We start from the raw sequence: 24,055 nt of genomic DNA on the forward strand, positions 1-24,055 counted from the left end.
TTAATATGCTTTTAAATCTTGCTAAAGACGACAAGGGTTTAAAACTTAAATTTAAAAATCTGAATAAAGAAATTGCCGTTTATCGCGTTCCGGAGAAAAAGTTTAAAATTGAAAAAACCAGAATGGATGCCGAGCTGTATTTTTCATTTTCAGACACCTTATTGAGCCTTCAAAAAAGTAATTTTATAGTGAACAATATTGATTTTCAGAATAAAGGTGAAATTCAATTCTATCCTAATCAAAAGCGCACTTTTATCAATATTGATAGTGAACTCCAAACGAAATACTTGAAGAATATTATCGATTTAATTCCACATACCATTTTAGAGAAAAGAGAAGTCTCTACACAGGGAGATTTACAACTTCAATTGCATACGGAAGGTTTTTATGCTAAAAATGAATATGCTAAACTTAGTGCTAATTTACAACTAGAAAATGCCGCTTCGACATACACAGATTTCCAGGAAAAATTAGTGATTTGACCGCGCATATCACTTCAGAAATAGATGCTCAAAACCCTGAAAACTCTTTCGCCACTATCCAGAATTTAAAAGTATTGGGTACCGGAATTAATTTGCAAAGTTCCGGTAATATTCAGCAAATATTACTAGATCCGCGAGTTCAAGTACAGGTGAACGCAAATCTTAACCTTACGCAACTTTACCAAGCTTTTCCTTTTGATGAGATCATAAAAGCTGCTGGAACTATTTATACAAAAATAAACACTCATTTTTTAGCCTCTCAACTTCAAAATAGCGAGTTTAAAGATTTAGAAATTGAAGGTGAAGTTCACCTGAAAGACTTAGCCATTGCCTCGATAAAAGACAGCCTGTCGATTAATTCAAAACGTTTAGATCTTCACTTCTTTAAAGATAAAGAAGAATACAACACTTTAGCCTCTAAAATTGATCTTATCAAATCTAATGTTGAATTTAAAAATCAATTGAAAGCTTCCGCAGAAAAATTAGCAGGAAAAGTTTGGATAGCAAAAACCGGAAAACAAAAAGCGCATATAAACAGTAAAATTGAACTTCAAAAATTAAAATTCGACGCACAAGATTCGATTTGGGGTTTTGTTGAAAATGCACAAATTGATGCCGAATTACAGACCAAAGAAAAAGATCGCCCAGCTTCTATCAATTCTCAATTTAGCATTGATAGCGTTGCGGTAGGACTCCATAAATCGTATATAGCCATTGCCAAAGGAAACTATGAGCTAGAGCTTACCAAAAAAGCACCTAAAAAATGGCTCCCTAAAGGTTCGGTACGTTTTAAAAATTTAATGGCTTACAATCCTAAATTAATACATCGTTTGGAAATGCCAACTTCTACCATTGCTTTTGAAAATGACAACCTTAGGTTAGATAAAACTAAATTGACCTTTGGAGATTCTGATGTTGAACTCACCGGAAATCTTGATCACGCCATAGGATTTAAAAACGGAGAACAAGTTACTGCTAATTTATCGGTTAATTCTACTAAGATTAATGCCAACCAATTAATGCAAGTTTTTGCAGGCATCGAAGACCAAGTTGCCAATACAAAAGATACGAATGCAACCACAACCGATACAAGTGATAGCTTAGCCCAAGAAAAACACGCATTTAAAGTACCGGAAAATTCAGCTTTTCAGCTGAACACCAATATTAAAAAATTGGAATTTGGGAAGATGGAATTGAACAAAATTTACGGAAAAGCAAAGGTTGAAAATGGCAATCTTAAGCTCAATCATTTACACTTTACTACGCTTGCTGCCAATTTAGATGCCAGCTTAACCTATACGGCAAAAGAGAAACAGAAACCTTCGCTCGATTTTGAGTTTTATATGACCGATATTGAAATGGGAAAACTAGATGAAGTAATTCCTGCATTAGATTCTTTACTACCTGCTGCCAAGGCTTTTGAAGGAAAAGCTGATTTTAGAATTAAAGGTAAAGTGAACCTTACTAACCAATTAGATTTTGAAACCTCAAGTTTACGCGGTATTGCTGCACTAAAAGCCAAAGATATTATGGTTCTTGATGGGCCGACGTTTAGAGAACTCGCCAAAACGTTTATGTTTAAAAGCAAAGCGAAAAACCCGGTTAAAAATTTAGAAGTCGAAATGGAATTTGAAGAAGATGATGTACACATCCTTCCGGCTTTACTTGAAATTGATCGCTATCGCTTAGCTATTGGCGGCGTACAACATTTAGATATGACCTATGATTATCACATTTCGGTACTAAAATCTCCCGTACCTTTTAAAACCGGCGTTGACGTTAGCGGCAAAGATTTCGACGATTATGATATCTCGATCACCCGCGCCAAATACAAATATTATTTTACGGATAAAGAACGGTTACTTAAAAAAGCTGATTCTAGTGTCTTTAGAAAGAAAGCACGAATTTTAGAAGAATTGAAATTTGAGTAATATTTATAATTGAAGGCGCATCACAGCATTCACTTTTTCCACTTATGCATTTATTTAGAATTCAGAAAAATATATCTTGAGACAAGTGCTTGAATAGAAAAAGAGTCGAAGAAAATTAAAAAAGAGGCTTAGTAGATTACGCAAAGAATTCTATACCGAAAAACAATAAACTAGATCAATATAGCAATTTATTGGAAAAAGAAAGATCTAAATTTAATTTAAAATATCAAAACAAAAAACCACGCAATTCCTAGGATTTGCGTGGTTTTGTAATCATTTATCTTCTTCAAAAGTGACCCCGGCAGGATTCAAACCTGCAACCCTCAGAGCCGAAATCTGATGCGCTATTCAGTTGCGCCACGGGGCCTTTTTTCCGACTAAAGTCAGAAAATATTATTAGTTGCTAAGCTTTTGCTTAACTACAATAGAAATCGTTTTTCCGTCAGCTTTACCAGCAAGTTGTTGAGAAGCTATTCCCATAACTTTTCCCATATCTTTCATTCCATCAGCTCCGGTTTCAGCTATAATTGCTTCTACTTTAGCTTCAATTTCAGCTTCACTTAACTGTTCTGGTAGAAATTGAGCAATTACTTCAATCTGCTTCTCTTCCGGTTCAGCTAAATCTTCTCTATTTTGCTCTCTGTAAACCTGCGCGCTATCTTTACGCTGCTTTACTAACTTCTGAACAATTTTCACTTCTTGCTCTTCAGTTAATTCCTGCTGACTATTTTCAGTTTTTGCTAAAAGTATTGCTCCTTTAACTGCTCTTAAAGCTTCTAAAGCTGCTGAATCTTTTGCTTTCATCGCAGCCTTCATCTGTGTCATTACGTCTTTTTCTAAGCTCATCGTAATAAATTTGAAGTGCGAAGATAAAATTTTAAAATCAAAAAAACCACATTAAATTCAGCCAAAAATCGCTAATTTCAGCTTATATCAAAACATAATAAAGTAATGAGAATCCTCTATTTTGGCTTAGTTATCCTTATAAGCCTGCAAGTTTCTGCGCAACAACATTTTACCGAAAGTATTTACAGATCAAAAGATCGAAAAACACATGTTTATGCTGAAAAAGATAATGAAGAACTATATCTCGATGTTTACGAACCTGAAAATACTTTTAAAAACCGACCCGTATTTATTTTTATGCATGGTGGCGGTTTTGGCTATGGAAGTCCGCGTAATGATGACGAGGTAAAATTGGCCAAAATCGCTGCCAGTTATGGGTATGTTGCCGTGCAAATTTCTTATCGGCTAACACGAAAAGACCAATCTTTTGGTTGTGATTTTGATGCTAAGGGAAAAATCGAGACTTTTCAGCTGGCTGCTGAAGATTTTTTGGATGCCGTGAACTTTATGATTGATAAAAAAGACCAGTTTAATATCGATCCTAATAAAATTATTATTGGTGGAAGTAGCGCCGGGGCTGAAGCTGTTTTAAGTGCTGCTTTTAACCGTGATTTGCTTTTAAAAAATGCTTCAGAATACAAGAATCTTAAATTTAAGGGTATTTTATCTTTAGCGGGCGCGATTGTCGATAAGCGTTATATCGATAAAGAAAATGCTGTACCCGCAATATTTTTCCACGGAACTGCTGATAATTTAGTTCCTTACGCTACCGCACCTCATCATTTTTGCAAAAAAAATGAACCTGGCTATCTAATTTTAGATGGCTCCAGAAGTTTATCTGATAAATTGAAGAAATTAAATACATCTTACATGCTAAATACCTTCCCTGAAGCAGGACATGAGATATCAAGAATCCCTTTTGATCATTTACAAATGGTTTTTCAATATTTCGATGATGTATTTTTAAATTCTGAAAATCAACAGATGGAGAATACTTTTTAGACCGAAAAATCTTAAAATTAAAAAACCGATGCTTTTAGCATCGGTTTTTTTTGGAATTATAATCAATTAGTTAAGCTTCAAATTATTCTGTAAGCATAAAGCTATTTTCAAATTCAGCATCAGAGCTTCCTGCGATAAAGAAATCAAATTCGCCTGGCTCGGCTACGTGTTCTAAACTGCTGTTATAAAATTTTAAATCTTCAGCACTCATGTCAAAAGTAACCGTCTTAGATTCACCCTTTTTCAGCATAATTTTTTCAAAACCTATAAGCTGCTTCATTGGCGGTGTGATGCTTCTCACTTTATCATGAATGTAAAGCTGAACCACTTCCTCACCATCATGATCTCCAGTATTAGTTATTGTAGCGCTTAGCGTGATATTTCCGTCCATTTTTAATTCATCAGCGCTTGCTTTTACATCGCTATATTCAAAATTGGTATAACTTAAACCGTATCCAAAAGGATAAAGAGGTGAGTTATCTACATCTAAAAATTCAGATTTAAATTTCTCAAAACCTTCTGCTTCCCCAGGTCTTCCTGTTCTTTTCATAGAATAATAAACCGGCACCTGCCCAACATTTCTTGGCCAAGATGCAGTAATTTTTCCTGAAGGATTGTAATCTCCAAAAATAACATCGGCGATTGCGTTACCTGCTTCTACACCTGGATGCCAAACCTGAAGAATATCTAAATTCATTTCAGACTCTTCTGAAATATTTAAAGGACGACCACTCATTAAAACTAGTGCCATTGGCTTTTCTAATTTAGCCAATTCACGAATCATTTTTTTCTGACTTTCAGGAATTAATAAGTTAGTTCTACTTGCAGCTTCTCCGCTCATTTCACTTGCTTCACCAACAACAGCCACAATAACATCAGATTTTTTAGCTACTTTTAATGCTTCTTCTAACATTTTTTCAGGAGAAGTTTCACTAATTTCAGCACGAGGACCAAAAACATTTATATTTTCAGCAAATTGCTTATCATCGGTAATATTTGCTCCCTGAGCGTAACTAATCTTTGCCTTTGGAGCAACATTTTTCATTCCTTCTAAAACCGGAATAGAAAGTTGCGGATCACCAGTTGGCGCCCAAGTTCCTAACATATTATTTTTGTTGTTAGCTAAAGGCCCGATAAGTGCAATCTTAGCTTTTTTATTAAGCGGAAAAACTCCGGCATCTTTTTTCAGTAATACAAAAGAATGTGCTGCTACTTTTCTTGAAAAAGCTCTATTTTCTTCAGAAAGAATATCCTTTTTAGGTCGGCTTTCGTCTAGGTATTTATAAGGATCTTCAAAAAGACCAAGCTTATATTTAGCTTCTAAGATTCTACGTGCTGCTGTGGTAATTTCTTCTTCGGTTACTTTTCCTTCATCTAAAGATTTTTTCAAAGTATTTAAAAAACCTTCACCTACCATATCCATATCTAAACCGGCTTTTAAAGCTAATGCTGAAACTGCCTGAAGATCTCCCATTCCGTGAGCGATCATTTCATTTAGAGAAGTATAATCTGAAGTTACAAAACCATCAAATCCCCATTGGTCACGAAGCAGATCTGTCAACAACCATTTATTCCCGGTTGCAGGAACACCATCTACATCGTTAAAAGAACTCATCACACTTCCTGCACCGGCATCGATCGCCGCTTTATAAGGAGGTAAATATTCATTGAACATCTTTACTCTACTCATATCGGTCGTATTGTAATCACGACCAGCTTCTGAAGCTCCGTACAACGCAAAATGCTTAACGGTAGCAATCATTGTATTTTCTTTAGTAAGATCGTCACCCTGATAACCTTCTACCATTGCTTTTGCAATTTGAGAACCTAAATAAGGATCTTCTCCTGCACCTTCAGCAATTCTTCCCCATCTTGGATCGCGAGCGATGTCTACCATTGGAGAGAAATTCCAGTTAATCCCATCTGCTGTAGCTTCTTGAGCGGCAATTTCTGCAGTTCTTTTGATCATCTCTAAATCCCAGCTAGCTGCAGTTCCTAACGGAATTGGAAAGGTTGTTTTATAACCATGAATCACATCTGACCCAATTAGCAACGGAATTCCCAATCGGGTATCATTTACTGCATAATCCTGTGCAATTCTAATTTTATCGGGACCGGCCACTCCAAAAAGTCCGCCTACTTCCCCGTCTTTAATTTTTTGCTGAACGTTATCACTTACTACAGCACCGGTAGCAACACCGCCACCTGGATTTAATAAGTTAAGCTGACCTATCTTTTCTTCGATGGTCATTTCGGCTAAAATCTCATCAACTTTAGCATTCATTTTCGAATCACTTGTAATTTGTGCAGTAGCGCTTTTTGTTGGGGCAAAAAAGCATCCGGTAATTAGTGATAATGTGATTAAACTTTTCTTTATCATGTAAATTTATTTAGGGTTGTACTAAGTATTATTAGATAGATTTGCCACGCATTATTTAAAATTATAGGCATTGTCTATTTTTTTCTAAAATCTTTTTAAATGCTTTCCAGATTCCTAATATTGCTAATAGAATATACTTTTTTATTTCTTTTTCTCCTGACTTAACAACCAGTCATATAATTCTGGATTATTATAGGTTTCTGTCCAGCTGTTGTGATTTGCAAAAGGATAAATAGTATATTTTACATCTGCATTACCGGCTTGTTTTAAAGCCATCACCATATTGTTACTGTTTTGCGGTAAAACTACATCGTCCATCGCTCCATGAAAAACCCAGATTGGCATTGTTTTAAGATGTTGTGCATTTCTATAAATTGGTCTGTAAATTGCACCACAAACCGGAGCCATTGCAGCAAATAATTCAGGATATTTTCCACCGGTAGCCCACACACCATAACCGCCCATACTTAGACCGGTTAAGTACACTCTACTAGGATCAATATGTTCTTCTTTAATAATTTTCTTTATTAGACCTGCAACTTCATCGGGTTGCCAATACGTACCTTCCGGGCACTGCGGGGCAAGTATTACAGCATCAATTTCATTGCCATCTTTTAAATATTGAAATGGTCCATCTACTTTTACTTTCTGAAGATCTGTGCCACGCTCCCCGGCACCGTGTAGAAATACAATTAAAGGATAATCTTTTTTAGAATTCTTATAGCCTTCAGGTTTGTAAAGTAAATAGCCCATATCTACAGGGATTTCTACTTTCTCTTTAAATTGATTTTCTGAAATACCGTCGGTTTGTGCTTCCGCAGAAATTCCGAAGAAAATAAACAGTCCTAATATTACGATTTTCGATATTTTCATATTTACTTTTTGTGAGTTTATCTTAACTGAACTCTGATTCCCTTATCTTTTAAAATCGAGTCTTTCAAGCCCATTTTTAACTTCAGGAGCACTCATAAATAGATCCCAAATGAGTCCGCTTCTATAATTTTCAATCATAACCATCATAGGTCCCTGATCGATCGCTAAGTATCTTTCAGCCACCCAATCACCGCCATCTAAACTGAAGGCATCGTAAAAACCGGCAGGTCCCCAAAGTAAATCATGCTGATCTTCGTAAAAATATCTTATTGCTTTTAAAGACTTTTCGGGAGTATAAGGGATAGAACTTACTGCTGCAGTTGGCGCTACTACACCTTTATCATCATCTGGAGAATGTGCTGTATACCCTACACTTCCGTCTTCATTCTTAGTATAACTTGCAGTTAAGCCCCAGCTATTCTCGCTATATGTTTTGAAGTTATTAGGATTTTCCTGAGCATATTCATAATTAATATTGCTGTGATTTACATTTAAATCCCAATAATTTGCATAACGATCGCTCAACCCTTTTGGATTTAAACCTAAGTAAGAATAGTGCGCCCAAAAAAGTGGTCCCGCTTTATCGCCATTAGTATTAAATTTTAATATTAGCGGAATTCCGTAAGCTTTTTTATCTGTTGTGATATTTCCGCTTCTTGCCCATCCGTCATGGTAAACTTCGGGTTTTATGGCATGTTCTGGAGAACTTGCTGCCATGATATAAGTGATTAGACATTCATTATAACCTTCAATCATAAAGTTTTTCTGAAACTCATAATTTGGTGACCAATGCCAAAAAATGCCGTTTTTATTATTGGTGTACCAATCCCATTCAATATTCTTCCATAATTTATCGAATTTCGCTGCTACAGCTTTTTCCTCTTCATTGCCATCTTGCAAATATTGGCGCACTACCAGAAATCCCTGAGCTAAAAATGAGGTTTCTACAATATCACCACCGTTGTCTTTAGTGTCGTTGCCAAATTCCTGAGTTCCGGCAGTTCTTCCATTGATCCAGTGAGGAAAAGCACCGTGATATTTTGGTGTTTCTTCTAGGAAAGTTGCGATTTTATCAAAACGCTTAACGGCTTCTGCTCGAGGAATAAAACCACGTTCTACACCAGCAACAATTGCCATTAATCCAAATCCAGATCCTCCTGTTGTGACAATATCAGGATCATTTTCTCCATAATCTCCGTTTGGATGGTATCGTTCTCTGGCCATTCCGCTATTAGATTCAGCGAAATCCCAGAAATATTTTAAGGTTTGCTTCTGGACGGTGTCCATTAAAGCTTCTTCACTCAGTTTGGTTGAATCCTGAGCAGTTTCTTTTTTGTCTTCTGATTTTTCTTTTGAAGCGTCATTGCATGCGGTAAATGCGAAGCCCAAAAAAAGAAGATATATAATGTGTTTATTTAGATTCATCGGTTAAGCTTAAAATAAAAAAGGTGTTTCAGAAATCTCCCGAAACACCTTTTAAAATAGATTTATTAGTATCCAGGGTTTTGTTTTAGTAGACCTCCTGAAAGGCTTATCTGATCTTGAGGAATAGGGAAAACTTCATTTTTGCCAGCCTGGAAACCAAGCGGTCCAAAAACCTGTTGTCCTCTTCCTTGTCGAATTACATCAAAATATCGATCGAATTCCATACCAAATTCTAATCTTCTTTCTTTCCAAATAGTTTGTCTAAGTTCAGATTGAGAGGTGGTAGTAATTGCTGGTAACTCTACACGAGATCTTACTTCATTAAGACTGGCCAGGGCTGCACTTGAATTTCCTAACTCATTATTAGCTTCAGCATTCATAAGCAATACATCTGCATAACGAAGCAATATTAGATTTTTATCCAAGGCATTAGCTGCAAGTGGCCCAAAATACATCTTCTCACTATAGTAAGGATTAGGCGCATCTTCACTTACCACTGCAGAGATATTTGGATCACTGTCGTAAAGATCATTATCGTACATTTCTTCTCCACGGAAAATAATGGTTGCATCCTTACGAATATCATCTCCAGCAGCGTTATAAGCATCTACGAGACTTTGTGAAGGTACATCAAATCCCCATCCCCACTGGCCACGTACGCCGTGGTGTTCTGCAAGGTTATTAATTCCTAAATTTTCTGAAGAGCTTCCCTGAACTTCAAATATTGATTCAACAGTATTTTCATTCTGGATTCTCCATAGCTCTTCGTAATTAGGATGTAAAGCATACTGTCCTGAAGCAATCACTTCATTAGTAAGTTCCAAAACTTCTTCCCAGTTCCCTTGATACATTTGCACTTTGGCAAGTAAAGTTTTAGCTGTTCCTCTAGTAACTCTACCTGTTTGCGCAGGCGTTTGTGGTAAGTTTTCTGAAGCTTCAGTTAAATCTTCTACGATAAAATTGTAAACATCTTCGCTACTGTCTCTTACAAGTAGCGCTTCCTGATCACTAGGATCTGTTTCTTCAGTAATAATTGGCACTCCCCCAAAAACTTTCACCAACGTAAAATAATGGTATGCTCTAAAGAATTTGAATTCTGCCTGATATTCTGCTATAGTTGCTTCAGCCAGATTATTTGAAGGTTCATTTACAATATCAATCCCGGTATTTGCAGTAGCAACACCACGATAATTTGCTCCCCATATTCCAGCTACAGAAACATCTGTAGGCTCGTGAGTAAAATTATCCAATTTAGCTTTATCTGCTCCTGTATCTCCTGGCGAACTTCCTTTATCTGCATCGTCTGATGCTATACTGAAGATACCAGAGAAAGAAAAAGAATGCTGACTATAATCTAACAAGTGAGAATAAGAAGCAACCACTGCCTGCTCTACATTTTCTCCCTGAAAATACCCACTGCCTGTTGTGGCCTGGCCTTCAGGTTTTACATCTAAATAATCATCTGAACAAGACATTGCCAGCAGTGCAGAAACCACTACTAAGGTTTTTGTCATTGTTTTATATTGAAGTCTTAAATTTTTCATTATCATACTATTTTTTAAAAGTCAATATTCAATCCTAAAAGAAATTTAGCTGTCGTTGGATATGCATCCAATTCTAAACCGCTATCAAGAATTCCCCTTGGTAATTCAGGATTAAATCCGCTATACTTTGTGAACGTTAATGCATTTTGTGCTGTAGCATACACTCTTAAGCGAGAAAGTTGAATCGCTTCCAGAATATTGTCTGAGAAATTATAACCTACAGTGATGTTATTTACTCGAAGAAAATCGCCGTCTTCTAAGTAATAATCTGATGGAAGAGGCACTTCATTAAAAGCTGCCGGTCCTCCGTTAGCATTACCTCCAGTATATCTCTCTCCAAACAAATCTGAATCTATGTTCTCTCCACTAAATCTTTGTGCTCTTAAACCATTAAATACTTTGTTTCCTGAGTTTCCGAATAAAGAGGTAGAAAAGTCCACTTGCTTATATGTTACTCCCAAATTAATTCCGTAGTAAAAATCTGGCTGATAAGATCCCATGTATTGTCTATCGGTTTGCGTAATAGAGCCATCGCCATTAGTATCTACATATCTAAAATCTCCAACTTTAGCTCCTGGTTGTGCGCTGTTATCGATTTCCGTTTGATTTTCAAAAACACCATCTGTTTTATATAACCAAAATGTACCAAGTTCATTACCTTCTACGGTTCTAGTAACGATCTGTCCATTTTCTAAATTTCCACTATCAATAAACGGAGTTGCATTTGCTATCACCGGATTAATGTTAGTAAGCTCGTTCTCATTTTTAGTAATATTGAAACCAATATTATAGCTAAAATCTCCACTCTCTGAAACATCAGACCAGTTTAGAGCAAACTCGACACCTGTATTCTGGATGCTTCCAGCGTTGGTTACAAAACTATCATCACCTGAAGTTTGTGGCAAAGCCAATGGGAATAGTATATCATCGGTTTTTTTGTCGTAATACGTGAATTCACCACTCAATCTATTATCCAACAATCCAAACTCAATACCTAAGTCCAGTTCTGTAGTAGTTTCCCAAGTAAGATTCTCATCATACTGCTGAATTGAAGAACCTCCGATAGCTACACCACCTGGGAATGGATAAGCTGAAAAATCTATTAATTGAAGGAAGAGACCAGAATCGATACGATCATTACCAACCAATCCATAACTACCTCTTAATTTAAGATTACTAAGGAAGTTTTGATTGCTGAAAAATTCTTCGTTATCAATATTCCAGGCTACACCAAAAGATGGATAGTATTTTATACGCTGAGATTCTGCAAATTTTGAAGATCCTTCTCTACGAATTGTTGCATTAAAAACATATCGCTTATCAAAATTATAAAGTAAACGTGAGAAATAAGCAAGACGACTAGAGCGGTCACCCTCATTAGTTATCGTTTGCCCTTCTTGCTCACCTATACCTAAATACAATAAGTTATCTGAAGGTGGTACACCTCGACGCGCAGCTTCTAATTCCTCAGATGCTATTCTTTCTGAAGTTAATCCTAAAGTAAGATTAATGTCATGTTTACCGAATTTTTTATCGAAAGTTAAAAAGTTATCCCAGTTAAATCGCTCTTCATCATAATCACGAATTGTTAAAACCTGATTTTGATTATTAATTTGATTACCACTTTCGTTAGCTACAATATATCTAGCACCATAACTTCTATTTTTCTCTCTAAGCACATTCACACCTAAGCTAGAACGATAGGTTAACCAATCAAAAATGTCAATTTCACCCCAAGCATTACCTAAAATTCGAACTTGTTCGTTAACATTCTTATTATTTTCAATATTTGCTACAGGATTACCAACATTATTCACGTTAGTACTTCTATAGTTCCCATTTTCATCTCTTACAGGAATATGTGGTGATTGTTTATAAGCATTGGTGAAATTGGCAAATGAAGGATTAAACCCTCTTTGTCTCACTAAACTTAAATTATGACCAATACGTATATTTTCACTTAGATGATAAGTATTGTTTAAGCGTACAGTTAAACGTTCATAATCGTTATCTTTTAATATTCCTTCTTCGTCCAAATAGTTGGCAGAAACGTAGTAATCTACATCTTCCTTACTTCCTGAAACAGAGATATTATAATTTTGATATAAACCTTCTCTAGTGATCTGGTCCATCCAGTCTGTAGTTTGAAGGCCTCCAATTTCTGAGTCAGAAAATGCAGGTTCGTTGCCTCCACGAATTAAAGCTTCATTTGTATAACGCGCATACTCCTGTGCATTAGCCATGTCTACTCCATTCACCAAAGTATTAATACCTGTAGTAGAAGAAAGAGAGATGTTCATTTTTCCCTTACCTGATTTAGTGGTGATTAAAACGACACCATTCGCACCTCTAGCACCATATATAGCAGTAGAAGAAGCATCCTTTAAGACATCAAAACTTTCAATATCTGAGTTTGCAATACCACTTATATCCTGAGTAATAACTCCATCAACTACATAAAGCGGATCTGCACCACCAAGTACTGAAATTGCACCTCTAATTCTTACATTACCAACAGATCCCGGAGATCCGTCATTTACGACCTGTACACCAGGAAGTTTACCTTGCGCAGCCTGCAACGCAGACGTTGTAGGGGAATCATTAATTTCTTCGGCCTTAAGGTTTGAAATTGTTCCCGCTAAATCACGAGATTCAGCTTTTCCATACCCAATTACAACAACCTCGTTCAAAGCTGCAGCTTCTTCCTTAAGTTTAATACTATATTGATTCTGGGAATCAACAGTAATATCAGTAGGTTGAAAACCTAAAAAGGTTACTCGAAAAGTATCACCTTCAACCACGTCTTCTAAAGAGAAATTACCATCAAAATCGGTAACTGTAAAAATCTCTTTCCCTTGTACTTTTAATTGAGCACCAGGCAACGGCACATCAGCAGTATCTGTAACAGTACCGCTAATGGTCTTGGTTTCTTGTGCCATACCTATATAGGATAGAAGCATGACGAAAACAGTAATTAATTTGAATTTCATACGGTTTAATGTTTACTTAATTTTGCCGAAATATAGCTTTAGAAGCAAAAACAACGCAAACGATATAGTACACATCTACTACATCAAGAGATTTATATTTTTAAAATTCTAAAAATCAGTACTATAAATATATTTTGTAGTAAAATTCAAAGGGCAAAATACAGCGGTGATGTAGTGTTGTAGTAGTAATAAATTAGAAAATTAAGCGTGAATTTTTAAAAATTTAGAAATTTTTAATAAGATAGTTTGTTAGATTCTCGTTTTTATCCAAATCCATTTTCTTTCTTAAGCGATATCGATGTACTTCTACGCCCCTTACTGAAATTCCCATTAGTGGAGCAATTTCTTTTGAAGTGAGATTCATTTTTAGATAAGAGCATAATTTTAAATCCTTACTTGTTAAGGCTGGATAAACCTCTAGAATATCTTTAAAGAAATCTTCGTGTATTTCATTAAAATTGGTTTCAAAAACCTGCCACTCATCTTTGTTTTTTATCGCAGCATTAATTTTAGTCATAATGTTTTTTAAGCGATATTCGTTCATTTTAGACTTATCCTTATTCAATTCACCCTGAATTTCCATAAGCACTTCATTCTTCTTAGCAGCGATCATGGTTGTATTCGCCAATTCTTTACGCTTCATGTCGATCTCATCCATCAAACGCTCTTTTTCCAAACGATTAATTCGTTCGTTATGCTCTTTTTCAAATTTCTGTTCTATAAGAATACGGTGCTTTTTTAAGCGTTTTCGATTGTACCAGTAGATTAGCGTTATTAAACACACAAAAAAGAGAAAATAAACTATCTTCATTATAGTTGATAAATACCATGGCGGAAGCACTCTAAAATTGAAAGTTTCAATCATATCCTCTTCACTGCTAATGGGTTGTAGTTGCAATTCGTATTCACCGGAAGATAAATTCTGAAATTCTAAATTGCCACTATCCAAGAGCCCGTTTACCGTATCGTTACCTATTAAACGGTATTGAATATTCTGAGAATCAGAAAGTGGATAACCTATATCAAAAGTTAAGAATTTAGCATCCTCGAAGGCAATATCGGGATGCTCAATTATATCATATTCTAATTTAACACCCTCGAGACCTGCTACATAAGGCTTCGCTATAAATACCTTTTTTTGCTCTTGTTGCAAACCTTTAATATTTAATTTTGCGAAACCATCTTTAAGAGTAACATAATATATGGAATCTGAAGTGGAGATAATATTCTCATAATCCTTAACTAATCGATCTTCTAATCTATGGGAAGGCAAAATTAGGTTTTGGTTTTTAAGATCTGTATACACCAAATCATTATTCTTAGCATTTATGAACCAATAATAACCATTCCGTTCTTCTAAAAGTCGATTTGAATTAAGGTGCTTCAATTCATCGAAAATTTCTAATTTATCTAAAAATGAATTATATCGATACCATTTTGAATTAGAATAAACCGCAATTTGATTATTAATCTTATAAATTTCAGGATTAAAAAACTCCAGACTATCTGAACTTGGTAATGAATATACTTCAGTTGTTCCTTTTAAATCTTCGCTCAGGCTAATCCTATAAATTCCTTCGTAAGGGTGTGCCGCCCATAAAACCCGTTCATTTTCAAACACAATCTTTTTAACCGGAAAATCCAGTTTTTCGAAGCGAGTGAAAGCGGTATCACTCAGCTTCGCTAAACCGGTATAAGTTCCTATCCAAAAATCTTTGTTAGGGGACAATTCACTTTCAAAACTTCCCGTAGAATTATCTAAAGCAACAGCTCGGTCTTTATATATCTGAAAAGTCGCAGCATTACTATTACTTATAATCCTGTTTTTTGTTTTAGTTAGATTCCAAGAGTGACCTTCGGCACCCTTAAGTAATTTGAGACCTTCATCATCTAAATAATAGACACCCGTATTACTTGCAAGGAAAAAATGATCTTCTTCTTTAATCATATCATAAACAGTACCTAGTTCTCCATAACTATCTGTATAAAAGTTTATGGGAGATTCCACCTCTACCCTATCAATCCCATTATCAAGACCAAGCCACAAATTTCCATTGAAGACGTCCATAGAAAGAATGGTGTTGTTTTGCAAGCCGTTTGTTCTATCAAATGTTTGGATCTTGCCAGTATCAATATTCCAAGTTAAAAAACCATTTTTTAAAGTTCCTACTACTAAAACATTACTTGACAAAGAACTAAGTTTATTAAGTTCAGCTCTACTAATAAAATCATTAACCTCAGGACTAATTAGTTCAAACTGATTGAGCTCTTCATCTAACTGATATAACCGATCTTTAGAGCCTACAATTAATTTCTTATTATGTACAATTATATCTGCAATAGTATTTTTAATTATTTCTGAAGGTTCAAAATGAGTCAATTTATCATTCATACCTACTGTAAACAAACCATCCCTGCCCTTAGCGACAAACAACCGATCTTTGAACAATATCATACTGGTAAAAACACCACTTTCAATCTTCACTATTTCTTCGCCGTTATATTTATATAATCCTGCGAAAGATCGAAAATAGATATTGCCATGATATTGTTTAATACCCCAAAATTCTTCATTACTAAGTTCTATGTCTTTAAAAAGATGTTTTAAAGAATGATAGACAAAAGTGCCTTTAGAGTTCCGTTTCCAATAGCCAAACTCTAAATATGACCCTGTATAAACTCTATCTTTATACGCAAAAACAGAGCGAATTATGGAACCACTTTCTAAATTGAAAATTTTCCATTTTAAACCATTAAAAACTAAAAGACCTTTGTTGTTCGCACTGTATATAATTCCGCGTTCATCTATTGATAAATCCCAATTTTGACTAGCCGCACTGTATTCGAATGAAGTATAATTTTGTATAGGTGGATTTAATTGCTGTGCAGTAGAAACTTTGGTGCTTAAAATACTGATCAACAATAAATTGAAAAACAATAGAAAGTTTATAAAAATTCTATTTGAGCAAGTAGGGTTAATGCATTTCATGTCTCAAAATTACAACAAAAATTGAATAAAATAAGCCAAAATCACCTATCTAAATATTTAACATTGGAATATATCCTTACAATAGGATTTATTCCTATTTTTGAAAAAAGAAGAGTATGAATTTCGAAAGAATAAATGAGAAGCTGGAAATTTTAGCTGATGCTGCTAAGTACGATGTCTCATGCTCTAGCAGCGGAAGTAATCGGAAAAATAAGAATAATGGCTTAGGAGATTCTTCTGGAATGGGAATTTGCCATAGTTATACAGAGGATGGTCGATGTGTCTCTTTGCTTAAAATATTACTTACTAACCATTGTATTTTTGATTGTGCATATTGCGTTACTAGAAGAAGTAATGATATTAAACGAGCTGCTTTCAAGGTGCAGGAAGTGGTCGATTTAACAATCAACTTTTATAGACGAAATTATATAGAAGGGCTTTTTCTTAGTTCCGGCATTTTTAAAAGTCCAGATCATACTATGGAGCGCTTAATTAGAGTGGCTAAGAAATTAAGAGAAGAAGAAAATTTTAATGGCTATATTCATCTAAAATCTATTCCCGGCGCTAGTGATGAGCTAATGTATGAAGCAGGTCTCTATGCCGATCGTTTAAGTGTAAATATTGAAGTACCTACAGTTTCGGGCTTAAAACTACTTGCTCCGGAAAAAAAGCATGAGGATTTCACCAAACCGATGGAGAAGGTCAAAAATGAAATTATTCAGTTTAAAGAAGACCGTAAGTTAATACGAAGTACGCCTAAGTATGCGCCGGCGGGCCAAAGTACACAAATGATCGTTGGCGCAACGGGAGAAAGTGACCGCGATATCATGTACTCTGCTCATTACTATTATAAAAAATACAATATGAAGAGAGTTTATTATTCAGGATATGTTCCTGTTGCAGTAGACCCCAGACTCCCTGCAATCACCTCTCAGGTGCCTATGCTACGCGAAAACAGATTATACCAAACCGATTGGCTTCTGCGTTTCTACGGTTTTGACGTAAGGGAATTATTAAACACAAATCATCCCAATTTAGATTTAGATATAGACCCAAAATTAAGTTGGGCCCTTAGGAATCAGCACTTATTTCCAATCAATATTAATTCTGCCGACAAATCTATGTTAGCAAGAGTACCCGGTTTAGGAATGCGATCGGTTTTTAAAATTTTACAGGCTAGAAAATATCGAAAACTGAACTGGGAACATCTTAAAGCTATTGGTCTTGCACTAAATCGTGCAAAATATTTTATTGTTTGTGATTCGCGATTATGGGAGAAAAAAGATCTAACTGCAGAGCAAATTAAATCTAAGATTATAAAAACAAGTTCGAGCAAGTTCAGAAAAGACTATTCTACGCAATTAAATTTATTCGATCATGCCTCATAAAATTCTTATTTATGATGGCACCTTTCAGGGGTTGCTCACATGTATATTCCAGATATATGAAGAAAAAATCGTGGATTTTAACATTCATCCTGAAGGAAACGAAAAACCCGACTTTTTCGCTGAGAAAGAACTTATATATACAGATACTGAAAAATCAAAAAGAGTACTGCAAAGTTTTCAATCGTACACATCTAAAAAAGCGGTAAATCGTATTTATAGATCTTTTCTTTCAGAAATTCCAGGAATTGAAATTGATATTGTCGCCTTTTTTCAGCATATTTTTAAACATAAAACTGATCTTTCCGATGATTTCTCCTATCCACCGATCTTAAAAATTGCGCAGATCGATCGAAAAGTAGGACGCGAAAAGCATAGAATGGAAGCTTTTATTAGATTCGAAATGCTAAAAGATGGAATATTTTTTGCAAAAATAGCCCCAGATTTTAACGTTTTACTCCTGATTTTAAAACATTTTAAGAACCGATATGCCGATCAAAAATGGATAATTTATGATGAAAAACGCAAATTCGGCCTTTATTATAATTTAAAAAAAGTAGAACCTATAAGCCTTAATTTTAACAATAATTCAAAAAATGAAGCCGATATTCTCCATAATGAAGAAATTAGCTTTCAAAAATTATGGAAATCATATTTCACCTCAACCAATATAAAATCTCGAAAAAACTCTAAATTACACCTTCAACATATCCCTAAACGTTATTGGAAATATTTAACGGAAAAGACCACTGTCATGTAATAAAAAATAGTTTAAATTTGCTTGTTCAACTAATTAAACATTATAACGATGAAAAGATTATTTTTATTATTTGCTGTAGCAACAATGACAATTTCAATGTATTCTTGTAGAGAAACTACTGAAGAGAATGCTGAGGAAAATATGGAACAAATGGGTGACGATATCGAAGATGGCGTTGAAGACGCTGCCGAAGATACTGAAGATGCTGTAGAAGAGGCTGGTCAAGAAATTGAAGATGAAGTAGAGAACAACGACGATATGTAATTTTCACTTACTGTGAAAATAAAAACAAAAGCCACTCTCTGTAGTGGCTTTTTTTAGCTATTTTAATTTATCATTAAACTATATAATCATGAAAAAACAAATTTTAGCATTATTTGTTGCTATTTTCGCTTTATCACTATATTCATGTAGAGAATCCACTGGAGAAAAAACAGAGGAAGCGGTAGAAGCCATTGGCGAAGATATCGAAGACAACGTAGAAAAGGCTGGAGAGAAAATTGAAAGAGGAGCCGATAAGGTTAAAGAAGAGGTAGATGAAGAAATTCATGAAACCGATGATATCAACGGCGAAGAGGCTAATGACGATATGTAAAAAATCGAAACAAAAATAAAGGCTTCAAGTTTTGAAGCCTTTATTTTTTTCTTTCTATCACATAATTAACCATTAGCTCTAGAGAATCTTTAAATTGAGATTGCGGATAGTTTTTAAGGATTTTTAAAGCCTCTTCCTGAAAGGCTTCCATTCTTTTAGTCGCATAATCCAATCCTCCCTTTTTCTTTACAAACGCAATAACTTCTTTTACGCGTTTTTTATCCTTATTGTGATTTTTAATCGAATTAATCACCCAGGCCTTTTCTTTCTTATCTGAATTATTTAAGGCATAAATCAAAGGCAATGTCATTTTCTGTTCCTTAATATCAATACCTGTAGGTTTGCCTATTTTATCATCACCGTAATCAAATAGATCATCTTTAATCTGAAATGCCATCCCTATAAGCTCTCCAAATCGTCGCATTTCTTCTACATCTTCAGAATCTGGTTTTACAGAAGCTGCTCCCAAACTACAACAAGCCGCAATCAAGGTTGCTGTTTTTTGTCTTATTATTTCGTAGTAAACTTCTTCTGTAATATCCAAGCGACGGGCTTTTTCAATTTGCAATAATTCGCCTTCACTCATCTCTCGCACCGCTACCGAAATAATTTTAAGCAAATCAAAATCATTATTATCTATAGAAAGCAATAATCCTTTTGACAATAAATAATCCCCAACCAGCACTGCAATTTTATTTTTCCAAAGTGCATTTATACTGAAAAATCCACGCCTACGGTTACTATCGTCCACAACATCATCATGCACTAATGTAGCAGTATGAATTAATTCAATTACAGAAGCTCCGCGATAAGTTCGCTCATTCACTTTCCCTTCGGAAACCATCTTAGCTACCAAAAACACGAACATGGGACGCATTTGCTTCCCTTTTCGATTTACTATGTAATGTGTGATCCTGTTAAGTAACGCTACTTGTGAAGACATCGATTGGAAGAACTTCTTTTCAAAAAGTTCCATTTCCTTTTCAACAGGAAGTTTTATTTGAGAGATTATCTTCATAAAGAGCCCAAAGATAGGTTATTTCGGAAAAATTGAAGTTAAATTAAGACGCCGATTTATTTGCTAACTGTCCACATGCAGCATCGATATCTTTACCGCGAGAACGACGAACGGTTACCGTGATTCCATTTTGTTCTAATAAATTTTGATACATATCTGTAGCTTGTGAAGAAGCTTGCTGAAAATCACCATCATCGATAGGATTATATTCGATTAAGTTCACTTTACATGGAACATATTTGCAGAATCTAACTAAAGCCATTGCATCTTTACGAGTATCATTCACATCTCTCCAAACAATATATTCGTAAGTTATTCTACTCTTCGTTTTGGAGTACCAATATTCTAAGGATTCTCTTAGGTCTTCTAGTGGAAAAGTTTCATTAAAAGGCATAATCTTTGTCCGAACCTCATCGGTGGCGGCATGCAAAGACACTGCGAGTTTTATTTTGGCCTCGTCATCTGCCAGTTTCTTAATCATTTTAGGAACTCCAGAGGTAGAAATCGTAATTCGTTTTGCAGACATCCCTAAGCCTTCATCTGAGGTGATTTTATCTACAGCTTTCATCACATTATTATAATTCATAAGCGGTTCTCCCATACCCATAAATACAATATTGCTCAAAGGACGGTCAAAATATAATCTACTTTCATTATCAATAGCAACAACCTGATCGTAAATTTCGTCCGGATTCAAATTTCGCATACGTTTTAAACGTGCTGTTGCGCAAAATTGGCAATCGAGACTACATCCTACCTGAGAAGACACACAAGCCGTTGTACGCTTGGCTGTGGGAATTAGAACAGATTCTACGGTAAGATTATCATGTAATTTTACGGCATTTTTAATGGTGCCATCACTACTTCGCTGCATTTGATCGACACGAATGTGGTTGATCACAAAATTATCAGATAGCATTGCTCGTGTTTGCTTAGAAATGTTCGTCATTTCGTCAAAACTATGCGCTCCCTTATTCCAAAGCCATTCGTAGACTTGCGATCCTCTAAATGATTTATCTCCGTTTTCTACAAAAAACTCTTGCAGTTGTATTTTGGTTAATGCTCGTATATCTTTTTTCTTCTTTTCCACGCTACAAAATTACAAAGATTCTAAGGATAATTTATTACCTCATTAAATGCAAAAAGCCACAATTGAAATAATTGCGGCTTTTTAATTGATATTCTAATTACTTATATAATTAACATGGCATCGCCATAAGTATAGAATCTATATTTTTCTTTTACTGCTTCTTCGTACGCTCTCATCATAAAATCATGACCAGCAAAAGCAGAAATCATCATCATTAATGTCGATTTTGGAGTATGGAAGTTTGTCACCATACAATTAGCGATACTAAAATCGTAAGGAGGGAAAATAAATTTATTTGTCCATCCACCAAATTCGTTTAAAGTTTGATTAGAAGAAACAGAACTTTCTAAAACGCGCATTACGGTAGTACCAACTGCACAAATTTTACGCTTTTCGTTTTTAGCTTTATTAATGGTATTTACAGCATCACCTTTAATAAATGCTTCTTCACTATCCATCTTATGTTTGCTAAGATCTTCTACTTCAACTGGGCTAAAGGTCCCTAAGCCTACGTGAAGAGTAACTTCAGCAAAATTAACGCCTTTAATTTCTAAACGTTTAAGTAGGTGCTTAGAAAAATGAAGTCCTGCCGTTGGTGCTGCAACAGCTCCTTCTTCTTTTGCGTAAATAGTTTGATAGCGCTCCTGATCTTCAGGCTGCACATCTCTTTTTATATATTTAGGAAGCGGTGTTTCCCCAAGCTCCTTTAATTTTCTTCTGAAATCTTCGTAAGACCCATCGTAAAGAAAACGTAATGTTCTTCCTCTAGAAGTGGTATTATCGATTACCTCGGCAACTAAACTTTCGTCGTCTCCAAAATAAAGTTTATTCCCAATTCTAATTTTACGTGCAGGATCTACTAAAACATCCCACAGTTTAGTTTCAGGATTTAATTCTCTTAGCAAGAAAACTTCAATTCTGGCACCGGTCTTTTCTTTGTTCCCATACAAACGAGCGGGAAAAACCTTTGTATTATTTAAAACCATCACATCTTCTGGCTCAAAATAACTAATAAGATCTTTAAATTGTTTGTGCTCTATAGTTTGCTCTTTTCGGTTAAGAACCATTAGGCGCGCTTCATCTCTATTTTCAGCCGGATACTCAGCAAGTAATTCTGGCGGAAGTTCGAAGTTGAAGTTTGAAAGTTTCATTCCCATATTTGAAATTTTAAAGGCTGCAAATATACAACCTCAAAACAGGGGTTGTCAAGTAATTGCGACATTATTTGAGAATTTAATTTCATTAAGCCTTTTCTACCACAAATTTTAAGCTTTCTAAATCACTATAAAAATCGGGATAACTCTTTGATACCACCATTGCATCGTCTATAATCACAGGTGTTTTCAAGGCAATTGGAGCAAAAGCCATTGCCATGCGATGATCGTTGTAAGTTGCAATTTCAATATTTTCTTTTAAGCTTTTTGAAGGAAGTAATTCTAAATGATCTTTGGAGATTACAACTTCTCCACCCAATTTCTCTATTTCGTTTTTAAGCGCCACTAAACGGTCGGTTTCCTTGATTTTAAGCGTATGTAATCCTGTTAGTTTACATCCCACTCCCAAGCCTAGACAAGTAACTGCTATAGTTTGTGCAATATCTGGCGAATTTCTAAGATCTTCCGCGATACTTGCGGGCTTCGAACATTTCGATTTTTTAAGGGTAATGCTATTTTCATCGAAACTAGTTTTCACCCCAAATTGCTTATAAATTTTAGCCAGACAAGAATCTCCCTGTAAACTTTCTTCTCTATAATTCGATAAAGTAATTTCAGCTTCTTCACATAAGGCAGCTATGCTATAAAAATAGGAAGCTGAACTCCAATCTGATTCTACCGGAATAGTTTTAGGACTTAATGTTGAGCAAGCTTCAATTTTAATAGTATTCCCTTCAAAACTTCCCTGAATACCCGAACGCTGAAGCATCTCTAGCGTCATAAGAATATATGGTGCGCTGGTTACTTGGCCTTCAAGATTTATGGTTAATCCCTGCGGAAGTGAAGCGCCAATAAGCATTAATGCTGAAATATACTGGCTACTTATATTTGCCTGTAAACTAACCGAATTTGCCTGAAGTTTTTTACCTTGAATTCGAATTGGTGGGTATCCTTCGTTTTTCTCGTAGGTAATTTCAGCTCCCATAGATCGAAGCGCTTCTACCAATAATTTTATTGGCCGCTCCTGCATACGCTTACTACCGGTTAAAACCGTCTCTCTACCTTCCTTAACAGCAAAATAAGCGGTAAGAAAACGCATGGCGGTACCTGCATGATGAATATCGACCTCAACTTCGTTAGAAGCCAAAGCCTTTTTCATTACCTGAGAGTCGTCACTATTCGAAAGATTTGTAATCTCAAGATTATTGAATAATGACTCTATAATTAGTAAGCGATTAGATTCACTTTTGGATCCTGTGATTTGCAGAGTTCCTTTTATATTCTTTTCTGAATGGTTTACTTTAAATTTCATAGAAAGTAAAGTTGATTATTTTTTTAGTTGGTCTTTATCTTTTCTGCGGAATTGCCCGTATGATACAATCATCCCATAAACAATCATTCCTACAATCTGACCTATAACAAAAGTAATCATTTTACCGTCTGCCATCTTCTCTTGATAGTAATCTTTAAAGGCAAATCCTCCATAATCGATAACCATCATCACCACATTATAAATTAAAACAAATAAAAAGCCCAAAATAGCTACAGACTTCCAGTATTTTTTACTGGACATAATTTCTTTAAACTTCAT

Annotated in this window: 19 protein-coding genes and 1 tRNA gene; 7 read left to right on the plus strand and 13 right to left on the minus strand. The window is 35.2% G+C overall.

What is annotated here, in order from left to right:
• Positions 1–5: 5 nt before the first annotated feature.
• Positions 6–482 (plus strand): hypothetical protein, encoded by a 477-nt coding sequence (locus tag PBT91_RS13845; RefSeq protein WP_270059049.1) that lies wholly within the window; start codon positions 6–8, stop codon positions 480–482.
• On the plus strand, positions 479–2,413 hold the full coding sequence (locus PBT91_RS13850) for an AsmA-like C-terminal region-containing protein (RefSeq protein ID WP_270059050.1): 1,935 nt from the start codon (positions 479–481) through the stop codon (positions 2,411–2,413). The genes PBT91_RS13845 and PBT91_RS13850 overlap by 4 nt, the downstream gene beginning before the upstream one ends.
• Before the next feature lie 293 nt (positions 2,414–2,706).
• On the opposite strand, the gene PBT91_RS13855 is transcribed toward PBT91_RS13850, so the two are convergent.
• Together PBT91_RS13855 and PBT91_RS13860 are read right to left on the minus strand one after the other, a co-directional pair.
• Positions 2,707–2,780, minus strand: a tRNA-Arg gene (locus PBT91_RS13855).
• Positions 2,781–2,809: 29 nt separating this feature from the next.
• Complete coding sequence (locus PBT91_RS13860) at positions 2,810–3,259, minus strand: GatB/YqeY domain-containing protein (protein WP_270059051.1); 450 nt, start codon at positions 3,257–3,259, stop codon at positions 2,810–2,812.
• A gap of 105 nt (positions 3,260–3,364) precedes the next feature.
• Between PBT91_RS13860 and PBT91_RS13865 the strand changes: the two genes are divergently transcribed.
• Positions 3,365–4,261 carry an alpha/beta hydrolase gene (locus PBT91_RS13865; RefSeq protein ID WP_270059052.1) on the plus strand — a complete coding sequence of 299 codons (897 nt, stop codon included), beginning with the start codon at positions 3,365–3,367 and terminating at the stop codon, positions 4,259–4,261.
• A gap of 82 nt (positions 4,262–4,343) precedes the next feature.
• Here PBT91_RS13865 and bglX read toward each other — a convergent pair whose 3' ends face one another.
• The 6 genes from bglX to PBT91_RS13895 all read right to left on the minus strand — a co-directional run bounded on the left by bglX (position 4,344) and on the right by PBT91_RS13895 (position 16,393).
• The gene (bglX, locus tag PBT91_RS13870) at positions 4,344–6,641 is read right to left on the minus strand and encodes a beta-glucosidase BglX (RefSeq protein WP_270059053.1); all 2,298 of its coding nucleotides are present in this window, start codon (positions 6,639–6,641) and stop codon (positions 4,344–4,346) included.
• Positions 6,642–6,782: 141 nt separating this feature from the next.
• On the minus strand, positions 6,783–7,514 hold the full coding sequence (locus PBT91_RS13875) for a prolyl oligopeptidase family serine peptidase (protein ID WP_270059054.1): 732 nt from the start codon (positions 7,512–7,514) through the stop codon (positions 6,783–6,785).
• A 42-nt stretch (positions 7,515–7,556) separates the two neighbouring features.
• Positions 7,557–8,939: a glucoamylase family protein gene (locus PBT91_RS13880; RefSeq protein ID WP_270059055.1), complete on the minus strand. Its 1,383-nt coding sequence runs from the start codon at positions 8,937–8,939 to the stop codon at positions 7,557–7,559.
• Positions 8,940–9,004: 65 nt separating this feature from the next.
• Positions 9,005–10,483 carry a RagB/SusD family nutrient uptake outer membrane protein gene (locus PBT91_RS13885; protein WP_270059056.1) on the minus strand — a complete coding sequence of 493 codons (1,479 nt, stop codon included), beginning with the start codon at positions 10,481–10,483 and terminating at the stop codon, positions 9,005–9,007.
• Positions 10,484–10,497: 14 nt separating this feature from the next.
• Positions 10,498–13,473: a SusC/RagA family TonB-linked outer membrane protein gene (locus PBT91_RS13890; protein ID WP_270059057.1), complete on the minus strand. Its 2,976-nt coding sequence runs from the start codon at positions 13,471–13,473 to the stop codon at positions 10,498–10,500.
• A gap of 223 nt (positions 13,474–13,696) precedes the next feature.
• Complete coding sequence (locus PBT91_RS13895; protein WP_270059058.1) at positions 13,697–16,393, minus strand: helix-turn-helix and ligand-binding sensor domain-containing protein; 2,697 nt, start codon at positions 16,391–16,393, stop codon at positions 13,697–13,699.
• Between the two features lie 185 nt (positions 16,394–16,578).
• Between PBT91_RS13895 and PBT91_RS13900 the strand changes: the two genes are divergently transcribed.
• The 4 genes from PBT91_RS13900 to PBT91_RS13915 all read left to right on the plus strand — a co-directional run bounded on the left by PBT91_RS13900 (position 16,579) and on the right by PBT91_RS13915 (position 19,202).
• The gene (locus tag PBT91_RS13900; protein WP_270059059.1) at positions 16,579–17,850 is read left to right on the plus strand and encodes a putative DNA modification/repair radical SAM protein; all 1,272 of its coding nucleotides are present in this window, start codon (positions 16,579–16,581) and stop codon (positions 17,848–17,850) included.
• Positions 17,840–18,607 carry a TIGR03915 family putative DNA repair protein gene (locus tag PBT91_RS13905; RefSeq protein ID WP_270059060.1) on the plus strand — a complete coding sequence of 256 codons (768 nt, stop codon included), beginning with the start codon at positions 17,840–17,842 and terminating at the stop codon, positions 18,605–18,607. The genes PBT91_RS13900 and PBT91_RS13905 overlap by 11 nt, the downstream gene beginning before the upstream one ends.
• A gap of 48 nt (positions 18,608–18,655) precedes the next feature.
• On the plus strand, positions 18,656–18,871 hold the full coding sequence (locus tag PBT91_RS13910) for a hypothetical protein (protein WP_270059061.1): 216 nt from the start codon (positions 18,656–18,658) through the stop codon (positions 18,869–18,871).
• An 88-nt stretch (positions 18,872–18,959) separates the two neighbouring features.
• Positions 18,960–19,202 carry a hypothetical protein gene (locus PBT91_RS13915; protein WP_270059062.1) on the plus strand — a complete coding sequence of 81 codons (243 nt, stop codon included), beginning with the start codon at positions 18,960–18,962 and terminating at the stop codon, positions 19,200–19,202.
• A gap of 40 nt (positions 19,203–19,242) precedes the next feature.
• On the opposite strand, the gene PBT91_RS13920 is transcribed toward PBT91_RS13915, so the two are convergent.
• From PBT91_RS13920 to PBT91_RS13940, 5 genes are all read right to left on the minus strand, one after another.
• Positions 19,243–20,220 (minus strand): polyprenyl synthetase family protein, encoded by a 978-nt coding sequence (locus tag PBT91_RS13920; RefSeq protein WP_270059063.1) that lies wholly within the window; start codon positions 20,218–20,220, stop codon positions 19,243–19,245.
• Between the two features lie 43 nt (positions 20,221–20,263).
• Positions 20,264–21,310, minus strand: coding sequence for a 23S rRNA (adenine(2503)-C(2))-methyltransferase RlmN (gene rlmN, locus PBT91_RS13925; protein WP_270059064.1), 1,047 nt, complete (start codon positions 21,308–21,310; stop codon positions 20,264–20,266).
• A 101-nt stretch (positions 21,311–21,411) separates the two neighbouring features.
• On the minus strand, positions 21,412–22,461 hold the full coding sequence (queA, locus tag PBT91_RS13930) for a tRNA preQ1(34) S-adenosylmethionine ribosyltransferase-isomerase QueA (RefSeq protein ID WP_270061472.1): 1,050 nt from the start codon (positions 22,459–22,461) through the stop codon (positions 21,412–21,414).
• A gap of 91 nt (positions 22,462–22,552) precedes the next feature.
• A complete protein-coding gene (gene aroA, locus PBT91_RS13935) occupies positions 22,553–23,776 on the minus strand; it encodes a 3-phosphoshikimate 1-carboxyvinyltransferase (RefSeq protein WP_270059065.1) in 1,224 nt (407 codons plus the stop codon).
• Between the two features lie 15 nt (positions 23,777–23,791).
• Positions 23,792–24,055 carry a hypothetical protein gene (locus PBT91_RS13940; protein WP_270059066.1) on the minus strand — a complete coding sequence of 88 codons (264 nt, stop codon included), beginning with the start codon at positions 24,053–24,055 and terminating at the stop codon, positions 23,792–23,794.

Origin of the sequence: Zunongwangia sp. HGR-M22, from assembly GCF_027594425.1 — a bacterium.
Lineage (GTDB): Bacteria > Bacteroidota > Bacteroidia > Flavobacteriales > Flavobacteriaceae > Zunongwangia.

Excerpts from the sequence above, each read along its gene's own strand:
- aroA (WP_270059065.1), bottom strand. The coding sequence starts at position 23,776 with ATGAAATTTAAAGTAAACCATTCAGAAAAGAATATAAAAGGAACTCTG.
- PBT91_RS13890 (WP_270059057.1), bottom strand. The coding sequence starts at position 13,473 with ATGAAATTCAAATTAATTACTGTTTTCGTCATGCTTCTATCCTATATA.
- PBT91_RS13915 (WP_270059062.1), top strand. The coding sequence starts at position 18,960 with ATGAAAAAACAAATTTTAGCATTATTTGTTGCTATTTTCGCTTTATCA.
- PBT91_RS13900 (WP_270059059.1), top strand. The coding sequence starts at position 16,579 with ATGAATTTCGAAAGAATAAATGAGAAGCTGGAAATTTTAGCTGATGCT.
- PBT91_RS13860 (WP_270059051.1), bottom strand. The coding sequence starts at position 3,259 with ATGAGCTTAGAAAAAGACGTAATGACACAGATGAAGGCTGCGATGAAA.
- PBT91_RS13920 (WP_270059063.1), bottom strand. The coding sequence starts at position 20,220 with ATGAAGATAATCTCTCAAATAAAACTTCCTGTTGAAAAGGAAATGGAA.
- PBT91_RS13880 (WP_270059055.1), bottom strand. The coding sequence starts at position 8,939 with ATGAATCTAAATAAACACATTATATATCTTCTTTTTTTGGGCTTCGCA.
- PBT91_RS13845 (WP_270059049.1), top strand. The coding sequence starts at position 6 with ATGCTTTTAAATCTTGCTAAAGACGACAAGGGTTTAAAACTTAAATTT.
- PBT91_RS13885 (WP_270059056.1), bottom strand. The coding sequence starts at position 10,483 with ATGAAAAATTTAAGACTTCAATATAAAACAATGACAAAAACCTTAGTA.
- PBT91_RS13905 (WP_270059060.1), top strand. The coding sequence starts at position 17,840 with ATGCCTCATAAAATTCTTATTTATGATGGCACCTTTCAGGGGTTGCTC.
- bglX (WP_270059053.1), bottom strand. The coding sequence starts at position 6,641 with ATGATAAAGAAAAGTTTAATCACATTATCACTAATTACCGGATGCTTT.
- PBT91_RS13940 (WP_270059066.1), bottom strand. The coding sequence starts at position 24,055 with ATGAAGTTTAAAGAAATTATGTCCAGTAAAAAATACTGGAAGTCTGTA.
- PBT91_RS13865 (WP_270059052.1), top strand. The coding sequence starts at position 3,365 with ATGAGAATCCTCTATTTTGGCTTAGTTATCCTTATAAGCCTGCAAGTT.
- PBT91_RS13875 (WP_270059054.1), bottom strand. The coding sequence starts at position 7,514 with ATGAAAATATCGAAAATCGTAATATTAGGACTGTTTATTTTCTTCGGA.
- PBT91_RS13910 (WP_270059061.1), top strand. The coding sequence starts at position 18,656 with ATGAAAAGATTATTTTTATTATTTGCTGTAGCAACAATGACAATTTCA.
- queA (WP_270061472.1), bottom strand. The coding sequence starts at position 22,461 with ATGAAACTTTCAAACTTCAACTTCGAACTTCCGCCAGAATTACTTGCT.